The 14,183-nt window shown below is 61.5% G+C and carries 15 protein-coding genes; 4 read left to right on the plus strand and 11 right to left on the minus strand.

The window, feature by feature from the left end; genetic code table 11:
• Nucleotides 1–134: 134 nt before the first annotated feature.
• The 6 genes from NKI69_RS28600 to NKI69_RS28625 form a co-directional block, all read right to left on the minus strand.
• A complete protein-coding gene (locus NKI69_RS28600; RefSeq protein WP_127294419.1) occupies nucleotides 135–500 on the minus strand; it encodes a PRC-barrel domain-containing protein in 366 nt (121 codons plus the stop codon).
• 86 nt (nucleotides 501–586) lie between these two features.
• The gene (locus tag NKI69_RS28605) at nucleotides 587–790 is read right to left on the minus strand and encodes a dodecin family protein (protein WP_127294417.1); all 204 of its coding nucleotides are present in this window, start codon (nucleotides 788–790) and stop codon (nucleotides 587–589) included.
• Between the two features lie 96 nt (nucleotides 791–886).
• On the minus strand, nucleotides 887–1,747 hold the full coding sequence (kdsA, locus tag NKI69_RS28610) for a 3-deoxy-8-phosphooctulonate synthase (RefSeq protein ID WP_031213495.1): 861 nt from the start codon (nucleotides 1,745–1,747) through the stop codon (nucleotides 887–889).
• Entirely contained in the window at nucleotides 1,744–2,634 is an 891-nt protein-coding gene (locus NKI69_RS28615; protein ID WP_352441536.1) for a VOC family protein, read from the minus strand. Before NKI69_RS28615 ends, kdsA begins: the two co-directional genes overlap by 4 nt.
• Nucleotides 2,635–2,747: 113 nt before the next feature.
• Nucleotides 2,748–3,038, minus strand: a complete 291-nt coding sequence (locus NKI69_RS28620; RefSeq protein WP_352441562.1) for a Dabb family protein — start codon at nucleotides 3,036–3,038, stop codon at nucleotides 2,748–2,750.
• Between the two features lie 91 nt (nucleotides 3,039–3,129).
• On the minus strand, nucleotides 3,130–3,264 hold the full coding sequence (locus NKI69_RS28625; protein WP_023812051.1) for a hypothetical protein: 135 nt from the start codon (nucleotides 3,262–3,264) through the stop codon (nucleotides 3,130–3,132).
• 332 nt (nucleotides 3,265–3,596) lie between these two features.
• On the opposite strand from NKI69_RS28625, the gene NKI69_RS28630 reads away from it, so the two are divergent.
• Nucleotides 3,597–4,853: a class I SAM-dependent methyltransferase gene (locus tag NKI69_RS28630; protein ID WP_352441537.1), complete on the plus strand. Its 1,257-nt coding sequence runs from the start codon at nucleotides 3,597–3,599 to the stop codon at nucleotides 4,851–4,853.
• An 85-nt stretch (nucleotides 4,854–4,938) separates the two neighbouring features.
• Here NKI69_RS28630 and NKI69_RS28635 read toward each other — a convergent pair whose 3' ends face one another.
• Together NKI69_RS28635 and NKI69_RS28640 are read right to left on the minus strand one after the other, a co-directional pair.
• Nucleotides 4,939–6,918: a bifunctional 2',3'-cyclic-nucleotide 2'-phosphodiesterase/3'-nucleotidase gene (locus NKI69_RS28635; RefSeq protein ID WP_352441538.1), complete on the minus strand. Its 1,980-nt coding sequence runs from the start codon at nucleotides 6,916–6,918 to the stop codon at nucleotides 4,939–4,941.
• A gap of 146 nt (nucleotides 6,919–7,064) precedes the next feature.
• On the minus strand, nucleotides 7,065–8,330 hold the full coding sequence (locus NKI69_RS28640) for an NAD(P)/FAD-dependent oxidoreductase (protein WP_352722994.1): 1,266 nt from the start codon (nucleotides 8,328–8,330) through the stop codon (nucleotides 7,065–7,067).
• Nucleotides 8,331–8,493: 163 nt separating this feature from the next.
• Between NKI69_RS28640 and NKI69_RS28645 the strand changes: the two genes are divergently transcribed.
• Nucleotides 8,494–9,147 carry a 5-formyltetrahydrofolate cyclo-ligase gene (locus NKI69_RS28645; protein ID WP_128304443.1) on the plus strand — a complete coding sequence of 218 codons (654 nt, stop codon included), beginning with the start codon at nucleotides 8,494–8,496 and terminating at the stop codon, nucleotides 9,145–9,147.
• Between the two features lie 364 nt (nucleotides 9,148–9,511).
• Here the strand turns inward: NKI69_RS28645 and NKI69_RS28650 are convergent, their stop codons facing one another.
• Complete coding sequence (locus NKI69_RS28650; protein ID WP_352722995.1) at nucleotides 9,512–9,985, minus strand: Lrp/AsnC family transcriptional regulator; 474 nt, start codon at nucleotides 9,983–9,985, stop codon at nucleotides 9,512–9,514.
• Between the two features lie 155 nt (nucleotides 9,986–10,140).
• On the opposite strand from NKI69_RS28650, the gene ald reads away from it, so the two are divergent.
• Nucleotides 10,141–11,256, plus strand: a complete 1,116-nt coding sequence (gene ald / locus NKI69_RS28655) for an alanine dehydrogenase (protein ID WP_023812057.1) — start codon at nucleotides 10,141–10,143, stop codon at nucleotides 11,254–11,256.
• Nucleotides 11,257–11,463: 207 nt separating this feature from the next.
• On the plus strand, nucleotides 11,464–12,771 hold the full coding sequence (locus tag NKI69_RS28660; RefSeq protein WP_352722996.1) for an outer membrane protein: 1,308 nt from the start codon (nucleotides 11,464–11,466) through the stop codon (nucleotides 12,769–12,771).
• A gap of 236 nt (nucleotides 12,772–13,007) precedes the next feature.
• Here NKI69_RS28660 and NKI69_RS28665 read toward each other — a convergent pair whose 3' ends face one another.
• Together NKI69_RS28665 and NKI69_RS28670 are read right to left on the minus strand one after the other, a co-directional pair.
• Nucleotides 13,008–13,475, minus strand: a complete 468-nt coding sequence (locus NKI69_RS28665; protein ID WP_352722997.1) for a DUF1203 domain-containing protein — start codon at nucleotides 13,473–13,475, stop codon at nucleotides 13,008–13,010.
• 132 nt (nucleotides 13,476–13,607) lie between these two features.
• Nucleotides 13,608–14,165 carry an OmpA family protein gene (locus NKI69_RS28670; protein WP_128305998.1) on the minus strand — a complete coding sequence of 186 codons (558 nt, stop codon included), beginning with the start codon at nucleotides 14,163–14,165 and terminating at the stop codon, nucleotides 13,608–13,610.
• Between the last annotated feature and the right edge of the window lie 18 nt (nucleotides 14,166–14,183).

The following is a 14,183-nucleotide window of genomic DNA, read 5'->3' on the forward strand; positions in this document are numbered from 1 at the left end:
CGGCGGGCGCCTCCCCCGGCGCTGGGGCCTCCCCCGCGCGCCCCGCGCGCGGCGGCGGCCCCCCTTACCCGGCGGCCCCACCCCACCATCCACCCCCGACCCGCCCGGGGGGGGGGGCCGCTTTGTGGTTGCTGTTAATGCCAGTAAGGCGTGACCTTGTAATAATTGTAGGATTCGTCGCGGGCCGCCTCACCATCCGCCCCGGTCAATTCGTTGATCGAATAGGCAGGTGCCGCCCTGAGTTGTTCCTTGGAAAACGGCACGACATACCCGCCTTTGTCCTCATCGTAGTCGAGGCTTGCCCACGGAATGGCGTGATATTTCTCGCCGATACCGAGGAAGCCGCCAAAACCGATGACCGCGAACATGATGCCGTTCGTCATCTTGTCAAGCATCACATCCTCGATGCTGCCGATGCTCGTGCCTTCGGTATTGTAGACCGATGTGCCGATGACCCGCGAAGCGGCGATGGCTTGGGTGTGACCTGTCTGGGTTGCCATGATTGTGCTCCTCATTGTGGTTTCGAACCATACTTGGACAATGAGGGGCGCGGGCGAAGGTTCCCGACTTTTTCGGCGTCGACCGTTCACTCCGCGAGGATGAAGGTAACCTTCATATTGACGCGATAAGCAACAATCTTGCCGTCTTGGACGACGATCTTCTGGTCCTGGATCCAGGCGCCCTCGACGTTCTTCAGGGTTTTGGATGCGCGCGCAATTCCCTGTTCGATGGCGTCCTGAAAGCTCTTGTTCGACGAGGATGTGATTTCGGTGACGCGGGCGACGGACATGGCTTCCTCCTGCCAAAACGCTCTTTTGCCAGCCAAGCGTATAGCCGGCTCGTGCCTTCCACAAGCGCCGGCAGTCAGCGGAGTATGCGTCCGCCCTTAGAGGCCCTTGGCGATGCGGTCGAATGCCATCAGCCGCTCGAGCAGGGCCGGCATGTCCTTCAACGGGAGCATGTTCGGGCCGTCGGAAGAGGTCGAGTTGTCGGGATCCTGATGGGTCTCGATGAACACGCCGGCAACGCCGACAGCGACTGCCGCGCGGGCCAGCGTCTCGACAAAGCGGCGCTCGCCGCCCGAGGAACCACCCTGCCCGCCCGGTTGCTGCACCGAATGCGTGGCATCGAAGATCACCGGCGCGCCGATCTCGGCCATGATGGGCAGAGCGCGCATGTCGGACACCAGCGTGTTGTAGCCGAAGGACGCGCCGCGCTCAGTGGTCAGCACATTGGCATTGCCGGATCCGGTGATCTTGGCGACGACGTTCTTCATGTCCCAGGGGGCGAGGAACTGCCCCTTCTTCACATTGATCACCTTGCCGGTCCTGGCGGCGGCGACCAGCATGTCCGTCTGGCGCGACAGGAAAGCCGGAATCTGCAGGACATCGACATGCGGCGCGACGATCGCGCACTGCTCCTCGGTATGGACATCGGTCAGCACGGGGAGCGAAAATTCCTTGCGCAACTCGTCGAAGACGGGAAGGGCTGCGTCCATACCGGCACCGCGCGTCGCCGACAGCGAGGTGCGGTTGGCCTTGTCGTAGCTGGTCTTGTAGACGAGCCCTATGCCGAGCCTGCCGGTCAGTTCCTTCAGCGCGCCGGCCATATCGAAGGCGTGCTGGCGTGATTCAAACTGACAAGGGCCGGCGATCAGCGACAGAGCCGCCTTGTTGTCGAAGACGACATTGCCGACGGTTACCGACGAATTGGGCGCCATCGAATTGGACGCTTGCGGCTTGCTCATGGGATCTCCCGGAAGATGAAGGCCGCGCCCTGTCCGGGTGCAGGCCGCACGACGATATCATTGCCCGCTATATCGTGTTGGACGGAATTGGCTGCAAGCAGCCTCGATGTCACATCGGCGTTCCCAACCGAAAAGACCACCGCTGCGAAGCGTAGATCTGTCGGCGCGCCGGCAGGCAGGCCGAAGCGCGCGGTGAAAGCCGCGCCGTCAAGCACGCTCAAATCTGCATTCGGCAAGGGAAACCTGCCGCCCTGCCTGTCGGCGGCCGGATCGTCCACCGCCACGGAAATAAGCCCATGCTGCTTTCCGGGCGCATCGCTGATCGCCAAGATCTCGACAATTCCGGTCGCGCCGTTGGCGTGGGCCTGCAAAGCCGTACGGTCAACATCAGGCGCGTTGACGCGCTCGCAGGCAAACAGGAAGGCGTCCGTGGCTTCGGCTCCGGCCGCGAAGGCGAGCTTGAACGATGCGATGTCGCTTTTGCCGGCCGGGTCGGTGAAGGCGCGCGAAAAACCCAGCATGTCTCCCGCCGAGATGCCGGCACCGACATAGCGTGCATGGTCGGCGTCGGCATTGCCCGTGCTTAGAACAATGGCGGAAAATCCCTCGTCGCCGTTGCTGTCGCGATAGGCGCGATCACGCGTGACGAAGACATTGCCGTCTGCGATAGCCTTTGTCGCCACCTGTTCGTCGCCGACCGCGAGCGGTTCGAGATACGTGCCGTCGGCCAGGAAAACACAGCAGTTTTCCGTTCCGAAGGGATGGATGCCGGTCGGGGCCACGACGAAGCCAAGCGCGGTGAGCCGGGCTCGCGCCACATCGAGGCTGTGCGTCGGAAGCACCAGATGATCGAGCGGATGAGTGCCTGCGGCTGCGGTTTTGGTCATGCAGGCGCGATGTGCATCATTCCGCAAAGCGGTTCAAGACTTGATCGCAATACCGGCCAGTTCGCCCGTCAATTCACCGGACGTCGAAAGGCGCCCCCTGGAGCAAGGTTCGATCAGCTCCCCGCGACGACATCGGCAGAATAGCGCAGCTCACGCATTGGTTTGACCTTGCTGGTGGTCTGCGCATAGAGCGGGTGCGCTTTGTAGGCGGCCAGCGCGGCGTCGTCGGCGAACTCCGCATAGACGACCACGTCGACCTCATTGGACAGTGGATCGACCTTGGTGTTCAAGGTGACCTCGAAAAGGCTGGAATGAGGAATGTCGCCGAGCGCCAGCAAGCCGGTGCGCACAGCCTCGACATCCTCTTTTCGCCGCGCGCTGAAGAAAACGATATGCCGGATCAACCCCGCCTCCTCGATCAAAGTGCTGGGGTCTTTTGTGACGGCAGGACGTTGGCGTCAATCGACAAGGATGTCGCGGCTGCAGCCGCCGGAGCTAAACCTTGCCGGTAGCATATCGCACAATGCGGCTAAGTTCTCTCACCGTGGTGTCGAGATACCGGCCCTGATTGTACATGCCATCCCAGATCAGGAAAAACGCGATGGCGGCAATGACGATTACATAACGCATGGCTAAATCTATCGCACAAGGAATTCTGCGGCCATAGGCGTTTTTTGACGCGCTGCGCCTTGGCTGTCCAAAGGCACAGATGCCCGCCGGCGCGAGCAATCTGCTTGGCACAGCCCCGCTTGCAGCCTGCCCCTTGAAGTTTCCCCGCATGACGTGGAAGATTGTCGCACGGATTCACCGGGAAGCGCTGAAGCTCTGGTAGGGGGCGCGCACTTCATTCGAGCCCGCTCGCCGACGAACCGGTCGCGGCGGCGTTCGAAGCTGGCGAATGGTCCAAGAGAACCGTGGCTCGGCAATCTGCCCCGACACCGCGGAAATCCAGGGGGCATGAGATGGCACAAAAGGAACTTTTTGGTGCAGCATTGAGCGACGCGGTCAGGCTCGATGAGTTCAATTTCGCCGAGATCGTCAAAGGTCTGCCGGCGAAAGCGCGCATGGTGCTGTCGGCGGCGATGAACCTGCCGCGCGGTTCGCTCAAGGTCAGGCTGCCGGACGGCCGTGCCGTCCTCGTCGGCGGCAAGGGACCTGGCCCAGATGCCGAACTGGTGTTGAAGAATTGGCGCTTGCCGGGCCGCGCCTTTTCCGGCGGCACGATCGGCGTTGCCGAATCCTATATGGACGGCGATTGGGAAAGCCCTGATGTGACCAGCTTCCTGGAGCTGTTCGTGGTCAATTCGGTCATCGGCGAGCGTATCGCGGGCGGCACCAGTTGGCTGATCAACACCGTCCAGCGCATCCGCCACTGGTTCAACCAGAACACGCGCACCGGTTCGAAACGCAATATCTCGGCGCATTACGACCTCGGCAACGCCTTCTACAAGGAATGGCTCGATCCGAGCATGACCTATTCTTCGGCGCTCTACACGACCGGTGCCAACGACCTGGAAGGCGCCCAGGCCGCCAAATATCGCGCTCTGGCGAAGGATACAGGGATCGGTCCGAAGGACCATGTGCTGGAAATCGGCTGCGGCTGGGGCGGCTTCGCCGAATTCGCGGCGCGCGAGATCGGCTGCCGCGTGACCGGGCTGACGATCAGCCGCGAGCAGCACGATTTTGCCACGGCTCGCATCGCCAAGGCTGGCCTTGCCGACAAGGTCGACATCAAGCTGCAGGATTATCGCGACGAAGCCGGCACCTATGACCGCATCGCCTCGATCGAGATGTTCGAGGCGGTCGGCGAGAAATACTGGCCGGTGTTTTTCGGCAAGATGAAGGCCTGCCTGAGGCCTGGGGGCACTGCCGGCCTGCAGATCATCACCATCAACGAAGCCGCCTACGACACCTATCGCGCAAGGCCGGATTTCATCCAGCGCTACGTCTTCCCAGGCGGCATGCTGCCGACACCGTCGATCCTGAAGGCACTGGGCAAGGATCATGGCCTCGCCCACCTGCGCGAGCGCGTCTTTCCCGACGACTACGCGCGCACGCTCGCCGAATGGCGCCACCGGTTCCGGGCGTCATGGGAGAAGATCGTTCCGCTCGGCTTCGACGACCGCTTCAAGAAGCTCTGGGAGTTCTACCTGCACTATTGCGAAGCCGGCTTCCGCGCCAGCTACATCGACGTGCGCCAGGTGGTCTACAAGGCGTAAATCGACACGCTCTTCGATTTTCATTGCCGCTGACCAAGCGATGTCGAGCACGATCTCGACATGGCCGCGCGGTCGCCGTCACCCTTCAAAGCAGGATGCGGTATTTCGCGAATCCTGCCTCGCCCTCGCCCGCCGGCTCGATCTTCGGCGATTTCACCTGCGCAATAAAATCCTTGGCCTTGGGGCCGGTTTCGAACACGGCGCTGGCTCCAGGCAGCGGTGCGAACGACCAGTTGTCGTCCGCCGACGGATTGATCGTGCCCTCGCTGACGATATAGCGGACGATGACATCGCGATTGGTGTCCGGTGCTTCGTAGATGATCTTCGAGGCATTGATGTCGGGGAAATTGCCGCCGCCACCAGCCCGGTAATTGTTGGTCGCGATGACGAATTTCTGTTTGGGATCAATTGGTTTTCCATCGAAACTCAGGTCGACGATGCGATTGGCGCCAGCGTTGGCCAGCCCGCCCTTGGCATCGTATTTCGACGGCTGCGACAGATCGATCTTGTAGGTGACGCCGTCGATGACGTCGAAATTGTAGGACGGAAAATCGGTGTTGATGAGGGCCTGGTCGGCCTTCCCAGGCTCGATCCGGTTGAAGATGCCAGCCGACATTTCCAGCCATTCCTTGACCTGCGCACCGGTGATTTCGACCGCACGCACGGTGTTGGGATAGAGGTAGAGGTCGGCAACATTCTTGATGGCGATGTCGCCTGCCGGCACGTCGGTATAGTAGTCGGCGCCGTTGCGCCCGCCGGCCTTGAAGGGAGCGGCGGCCGACAGCAGCGGCACGTCCTTCCATTGCGTGTTCTTGAGAATTTCCTTGAGGTACCAGGTCTGCGCCTGGCTGACGACCTGCACCGACGGATCGTCGGCGACCAGCGCGAAATAGGAATAGAGCGGCGCGGAGGTCTTGCCGACAGGGCGGCGCACATAGGCCAGTGTCGCCTGGTGGTCCTGTTCGAGGGCCGCGATGATGCGCTTGTCGTCCGGGACAGTCGGCTTGTTCTGGTTGTCGACGCGTTCGAAGATCGGCCGCGCCTCGGAAGTGGCTGAAACGATCTTCCATTTCGATCCGTCGCGTTCCAGCATCAAGTCGATCAACCCCATATGCGAGCCCCAGAAGCCGCCCATGACGGCGGGCTTGCCCTGCAGCGTGCCTTTCTGCGTGTCGACACCATCGAGCGACTGGAAATCCTTCTTGCCGGGGAACACCAGATGCTGGTGACCGGTGAACACCGCATCGATGCCGTCGACACCGGCGACGAAGAACGAGGCGTTCTCCATCATCTCGCCCTGCTTCACGTCGATACCGGAATGCGACAGCGCAATGACGATGTCGGCGCCCTCCTCCTTCATCTGCGGCACCCAGGCCTTGGCCGCCTCGACGATGTCGCGCGTCTTGACGTTGCCCTCGAGGTTCTTGAGATCCCAGACCATGATCTGCGGCGGCACGAAGCCGATGATGCCGATCCTGATCGGCTGCTCGGCGCCCGAACCGTCCTTGATCTTCTTGTCGAGGATGACATAGGGCTTGAGATAGAGCTTGTCGTCGCGCGGGTTAGCGGCAAGCTCGGTCCCGCGGATCAAATTGGCGCAGACGAAGGGAAAATTGGCACCGGCCAGCACCTTGTCCAGGAACGACAGGCCGTAGTTGAACTCGTGGTTGCCCAGTGTCGAGCACTCGTAGCCGAGCAGGTTCATGCCTTTCATGATCGGATGCAGGTCGCCGTCCTTCAGCCCCTTCTCATAGGCGATGTAGTCGCCCATCGGATTGCCCTGCAGCAGGTCGCCATTGTCGATCAGCATCGAATTCACGGCTTCCTTGCGCACAGCATCGATGAGAGACGCCGTGCGCGACAGGCCCAGCGTGTCGTTCGCTTTGTCGGCGTAGTAGTCGTAAGGCAGCACGTTCACATGGATGTCGGTGGTCTCCATGATCCGGAGATGCGCTTGGTTACCTTGAGCCCTGGCTGAGAACGGATGCAGCATGATCAGTGCCCCTGCGGCGGCGGCACCCGCAAGGAGATCGCGGCGGGATACGGGATGGAGCAGTTGCGACATGTTTTCTCCTCGACGACCTGACAAGCCCTGCCCCGAAGCGAACTTCGCTCTGAAACCTGCTTAAGTCCATTCAACAAGTCGCGCGCATGAAGCCGCCACTCGATCAGCAACAGATGACGTGCGGATGAACGATCCCGGCGAAGAAATCAGCCCTTGTCGTCGTCGCCCTGGGTGATCAGCCGCGCGCTACGTTGCCCCGTCGCGTAGATCCATAGCCAGCTCAGCGAAACCGCAAGCCGGTTGCGAAAGCCGATCAGGAAATAGATGTGCGCCACTCCCCACAGCCACCAGGCGAGCCAGCCGGTGAGCTTGATCCAGCCGAAATCGATGGCAGCGGCGCGTTTGCCGATCGTCGCCAGATCGCCGGCATGCCTGTAGTGGAAAGGACGCGCGGTCGTGTCGCCGCCGAGCCTGGCCTTGATGGTGGCCGCAACATGTCGGCCCTCCTGTTTGGCGGAAGGCGCCACGCCGGGAACCGGCCGCCCGTCCGGCCGCAGCACATGAGCGGCGTCGCCGATGACAAAGATCTCCGGGCTGCCGGGCACGCTGAGGTCAGGCTCGACCAGCACCCTGCCCGCGCGGTCCGCCTTCGCTCCCAGCCATTCAGCGGCTGGCGAAGCGGCAACGCCGGCTGCCCACAGGATCGTTCGGGCTGCCAGTTGCTTATCGCCAAACACAACACCTTCGGCGTCGCAGCGCGTGACGGCCCGGCCGAGCTCGACCGTCACGCCGAGCCGCTCGAGCGCTTTGCTGGCATAGTCGGAAAGTTTCAGTGCGAAATTGGCCAGAATGCGGTCGCCGGCCTCGATCAGCACCACGCGCGTCTGCCGCGTGTCGATGTTGCGGAATTCGCCGCGCAGCGTGTCATGCGCCAACTCGACGATGGTGCCGGCAAGCTCGACGCCGGTCGGCCCGCCGCCGACGATCGCAATGGTCAGCAACGCCTGGCGTTCGGCGGGATCGGTCTCCCGCTCGGCCTGCTCGAAGGCCAGGAGAATTCGCCGCCGAATGCTGGTGGCGTCCTCCAGCGTCTTCAGGCCAGGCGCGAACGGCTCCCATTCGTCATGGCCGAAATAGGCGTGGCGGGCACCGGTGGCGAGCACCAGCGTGTCGTAGGCGACCGCGCTGCCGTCATCGAGCAGCACGCGCTTGCCGGCGCGGTCGACACCGGTGACATTGGCGAGCAGCGTCGTCACATCCTTGCGCTTGCGCAGGAGGTGGCGGATCGGCCAGGCAATTTCGGAGGTGGCCAGCGCCGTCGTCGCCACCTGGTAGAGCAGCGGCTGGAAGAGGTGATGGTTGCGCTTGTCGATCATGGTGATACGGACCGGCGCGCCAGCAAGTGCACGGGTGAATTCGAGGCCGCCGAAACCCGCGCCGACAACGACGACATGATGCCTGGCTTCGTTCATTTCGTTCACCCCGATAGCAAGATTGCCTGTCCTGGATGTAGGTATTTTTGTGCAATGCAACAACAGATGGACAATACCCGAGACTCGTCGTTCCATGTCGTGAATGCACATGTTGTATCGTATCGCGAGGTATAGCGTCATCGAACACGCGATGAGGTGAGGCATGGCCAACGATCGTGACGACGATGCTCCGGCGCAATATTCTTCGCCGCCCTGTTTCATGCACGAACTCGATCCGCAATTCCGTGCGCCTTCGAGCGACTGGACCGATGTGAGACGCTGGCGCAAAGCCGAGCGCGAACGCCTGATCGCCGCGCGTCTTGCTGTTTCGGCCGACGCCCGAACGGTAATGTCGCAAAGCATTGCGGAAAGCCTCGACGCGATGATCGGCGAGATCGCCGGGCGCATGGTCAGTCTCTATTGGCCGTTTCGTGGCGAGCCGGATTTGCGGCCTTGGATGGCGTCCATAAACGAACGCGGCGGCCGCACCGCCCTGCCCATCGTCATCGAGAAGGGGCAGCCGCTGATCTTCCGCGTCTACAAAGCGGGCGACCGGCTGGAGAAAGGTGTCTGGAACATCCCGATCCCGGCCGAGGGCGATCCGGTGCTGCCGGACATCGTCATCTCGCCGATCGTCGGCATCGATCCCCAGAACTACCGTCTGGGTTATGGCGGCGGTTTCTTCGACCGTACGCTGGCAGCGATGCCGTTCAAGCCGCTGGTCATCGGCGTCGGCTACGAATTGCAGCGCATCGCGACCATCTACCCGCAGCCGCACGATATCCCGATGGATCGGGTGGTAACGGCGGTCAGCTAGCCCAGGCCCCACAGGGTGGTTAGCGGCCTGTCAGCAGCCAGGTTGTCATGGTTCGTCTCGATGGATCGCAGAGGCATTCGGGATTGACCCAAGGCACCCACCTTCGTCATCCACGGGCGAAGCAGGAGCGAAGCTCCGTCGCGGAGACCCGAGGATCCATGCCGTGACCTTGACCAAGGAATGCAGCCGAGCAGAACTCTGCACCGTAGTGACGCTTTGAAGTCGCGGCATGGATCCTCGGGTCTGCGCTGCGTCGCTACACTCCTTGCTCCGCCCGTGGATGACGAAGTGACGCCCGTTTCCGCAAATCGAAGGCAGGTGGTTTGTCTATGCAGCGACCCGTCAGAACTTCTGTGTCGAGGAACTAGGCCATCTCCGGCTTCATGCCCATGGCCGTACGGTCGACGATCTCACGCAAGGCGAACGACGAATTGATCTTGGTCACATGCGGCATCGCCGACAGCCATTCCTTGTGGATTCGCTCATAGTCGACGAGATCCTTGGCCGCGATCCTCAGGATGTAGTCATATTCGCCCGACATCAGATGGCAGGACAGCACGTTCGGGCAGCGTTTGATCGCCGCCTCGAAATCCGACAGAGTCTTCTCGAACTGTCCCGACAGCGATATGTGCACGATCGCCGTCATCTGGTGGCCAAGTGCTGTATTGGAAAGCCGGGCATGATAGCCACGGATGGTTCCGGATTTCTCCAGATTGTCGAGCCGGCGCGAACAGGCCGACTGCGATAGGCCGACCTTTTCGGCAAGTGCCGCGTTGGGTATCCTGCCATCCTTCTGCAATGCCTCAAGAATGGCGATATCAATCCTGTCGAGCGGCATTATTCGTGAATCCTGCGAATATCTTGTTATTTCGCGCAACGATTATCGAAACCGGCCGGTTGGCGCAAGCGCATTCGCAAACACCTGCGCAACGATTCGTGGTTCACTCCATTCATACAGGGAACGAGCCCAAAGGGCCGGATCAGGAGAAGAAAATGCGCGTCGGCTGCCCCAAGGAAATCAAGAACCACGAATACCGCGTAGGCCTTACCCCCGGCTCTGTCCGCGAATATGTCGCCCATGGCCACGAAGTGCTGGTCGAGACCGGGGCCGGGGCCGGCATCGGCGCCGATGACAACGCCTATCGCGCCGCCGGCGCCACGATTGCCAAGACGGCCGCCGAGGTGTTCGCCAGGTCGGACATGATCGTCAAGGTCAAGGAGCCGCAGCCCAGCGAATGGGCGCAGCTTCGCGAAGGCCAGATCCTGTACACCTACCTCCACCTGGCGCCGGATCCGGAGCAGACCAAGGGCCTGCTTGCGTCCGGCGTCACGGCAATCGCCTACGAGACCGTGACCGACGACCGTGGCGGCCTGCCGCTGCTGGCGCCGATGTCGGAAGTTGCCGGACGCCTGTCGATCCAGGCCGGCGCCACGGCGCTGCAGAAGGCCAATGGCGGCCGCGGTGTGCTGCTGGGTGGCGTGCCTGGCGTGCTGCCCGGCAAGGTCACCGTGCTCGGTGGTGGCGTCGTCGGCCTGCACGCAGCCAGGATGGCGGCCGGCCTTGGCGCCGACGTCACCATCATCGACCGCTCGATCCCGCGCCTGCGCCAGCTCGACGACCTCTTCGCCGGCCGCGTCCACACCCGTTACTCGACTGTCGAGGCGCTGGAAGAAGAGTGTTTTTCAGCCGACATCGTCGTCGGCGCGGTGCTGATCCCGGGTGCCGCGGCACCAAAACTGGTTTCGCGCGAAATGCTCTCGGGCATGAAGAAGGGCTCGGTGCTGGTCGACGTCGCCATCGACCAGGGCGGCTGCTTCGAGACCTCGCACGCCACCACTCATGCCGAGCCGACCTATGAGGTCGACGGCGTCATCCATTATTGCGTCGCCAATATGCCGGGTGCCGTGCCAGTCACTTCGGCCCACGCGCTCAACAACGCGACGCTGCACTATGGCCTGCAGCTTGCCGACAAGGGCCTCAAAGCGCTGGTCGACGATCATCATCTGCGCAACGGCCTCAATGTCCATAAAGGCAAGATCACCAACCGGGCAGTCGCCGAGGCGCTCGGCTACGAACTGGTCGAGCCGAAAGCCGTTCTCGCCGCCTGATTTTTCGCGAAAACAGCTCCTTTCAATCCAGCCCGCCGGTTCCATGCCGGCGGGTTTTTTCTTGCGAGCCTGTTTTTCAGGCAAAGCATGGCGTGGAAAAATGTGACGCTACGGCACTTTGCTCATCATTGTTGCATATTTGTCATTCCCGTGCCGGCCGACTCCCTGCTAGAGACATTCTGGGTTTACTCATTGGGGTACGGGCATATGTTCATTCGCACATCCGCGAAATCTTTTCTTCTTGGTGCTGTTTCTGCTGTAGCTTTGATGTCTGCTGCTCATGCAGCTGACGTCGTGCAACCAGTAGAAGAAGCTGCCGGCTTTAACTGGAGCGGCCTCTACGTTGGTTTTGGCGTCGGTGCCGGTGCCAACGTACACAAGCTCGGCAGCGATTTTATTCCAATCTCGCTGAACGGCATTGGTGGCGAAGGCGTCTATGGTGAGCTGACGGTTGGCTATGATTATATGGTCTCGCCCCGGTTCCTCATCGGAGGTCTGCTGGACGCTCACGTCGGCAACATCGGGACCACGCTGGACATTACGGGGTTCGACGCTTCGATCAAGGAAACCTACGGTTTCGACGCTGGCCTGCGTCTCGGCTACCTCTTGACGCCGAACACTCTGGGTTACGTGCTGGGTGGCTATTCCTGGCAGAAGTACAAGCTCGATACGAACGCCGGCTTCGACTTTGATTGGGATCAGAGCGGGTATTTTGTCGGAGGTGGCATCGAAACGGCCATCAACAGCAATTGGACGATCAAGACTGAGTATCGCTATACGCGCTTCGGGACCAAGGACGATCTTCTTTCCGACGCTGGCCTTGTCGGAGTTCCGGACGGTCTCCTCAATCTTGACACCTCGCGCCATACTTTCCAGATCGCAGCCAATTACCGCTTCGGTGCGCAGAACGGCGGCGGTGCTGCCTTCGAGACGCCAGCCTACAACTGGACCGGCTTCTACATCGGCGGCGCTGGTGGCGCCGGTGCGTCCGTGCATCAGATCAACGTTCCGCCGCTCGGCGACCTGGAATTCAATGGTCTCGGTGGCGAAGGTGCCTTTGGTGAACTGAACGTCGGCTACGATCATGACTTCGGTAGCTGGGTCGCAGGCGTCATGGTCGATGCACGCTACTCCGGCATGACTTCCGAGCTGGAGCTCGGCGGCGGATCGATCAACGTCGATACCGACTATGGGTTCGATGTGTTGGGCCGCGTCGGCATGAAGATGAACGAATCGACCCTTGCCTATGCGCTTGCCGGCTATAGCTGGCAGCATTTCGATCTGAACGCTTCCGACCCGATCGGCGACATCCTCGACTGGGGTTCCAGCGGCTTCTCGGTCGGTGGCGGACTGGAAACAGCTCTGTCCAGCAACGTCACCCTTGGTCTCGAATATCGCTATTCGCAGTTCGCCGAGAAGGATTTCTCTTCGGAGTTGGCGCTGCCTGACGACACCATCACCTCCAAGTCTTCCTTCCATACGGTGCGTCTCGGCGCAAAGTACAAGTTCAACTAAGCTAAGCCCTCCAGGCAAACAGTCTGAGCCCGTCGGCCATGCCGGCGGGCTTTTTTGTTGCGCGGAATACCTCGGCGCAAAGCCCAGGCAACAAAAAAGCGGAGCCAAAGCCCCGCTTCCTCGATGTCGAGATTTACCGCCGGTTCATCCGCGGTCGGCAAATCGATCGACAATGGCTTTCTATCGCGAATATGCGACGGGAGTACGACAACCGTTTCCAGCGGCTAATCTCAGCCTCAAGCGCGCTCGATGCGGCACTGGTAGCAATTGTTGCGCGCCGAACGGACATGGACGTAGGCAATCTCGTCGCATTCCAGCAAGGTCTTGGCCCGCGCGGTGATGTCTCCGGTCGGGATGACGCCGCCGCTGCCATAGACGATACGATCATCCCTGCCATAGCCGCGCACGATGTAGTCAGGGCTATCGAGAACCTCGGGCAGCGCCTCGCTCTCAGCGGCACCATCGCATTCCTCGGCATGCAGGAAGATCGGCCCCGTTTCGGCGTAGGGCTGAAGGCTAGGGAATGGCCTGTATGCCAGAACAAGGTAGGCATCGCCGGCTCCTATATTCTTCAAGCAATGCCGGCAAGGCATGCCGTCACCGTCGGAGATCTTTCGCTCGGGCATTTGGCCATAAGCATCGATCCCGCCGCGCTGCAACGTCCTGACATCTTCGGTCGGCAAAGCTTTGAACTGGATGGTCATCGAAAAATCTCCGGTGTCGTGACTGGAAATTATGTCCTTGAACCCTCGCCGCCCACCCGATTCCTGCCAAATGTCGAAGAGCCGGTCGCCCCTCGGCGATCGGCTCTCATCAAGTCCCGTCGGAGCTGCGGCTCAACGGATGAAATCGTCGAAGCGGCGCAGCGTCACCCGGCGATTCTGCCAGTTTTCGGTCTGCGTCCGCACGAGCAAAAACTCCTCGCCGTAACCAACAGTTTCCAGGGCATGGCCGGGCACGCCGAATTCGCGCACCAATGTGCGCTTCAGCGAAGCGGCGCGCTGTTCGGACAGAGCCTGATTCGACTGGAAGGAGCCGACGGCGTCGGTATGGCCCTCGATCAGCACGCGGGCGCCGCGATCGCGGCGCAGGATGCGCCGTAGCGCGTCGGCAATGGTCTCGATCTTGTCGTATTGCGAACTGGAAATGGCCGCCGAACCGAAGGCGAAGTTGATCGACTGGATATCGATCGAGCGGGCCATGCGGCGCAAATCCGGGCGCCGCTTGAATTCGCGGATGGTGACGCGCTCGTTCGGCCGCAATTTCACACGCGGCGCCGCCTCGAGCTTCCGCTCGATCGTCGCGGCCGAAGGCGTTGTCGCCTGGGCTGCGGCCAGGCTTGGCATGGCAATTGCCGCGATCAGCGCGGCGGCAAGTGTACGGCGGGTCAGCATGTCTTCGTCTCCTTCGGC

It is taken from the genome of Mesorhizobium sp. M0491 (assembly GCF_040321265.1).
Taxonomy (GTDB): Bacteria; Pseudomonadota; Alphaproteobacteria; order Rhizobiales; family Rhizobiaceae; genus Mesorhizobium.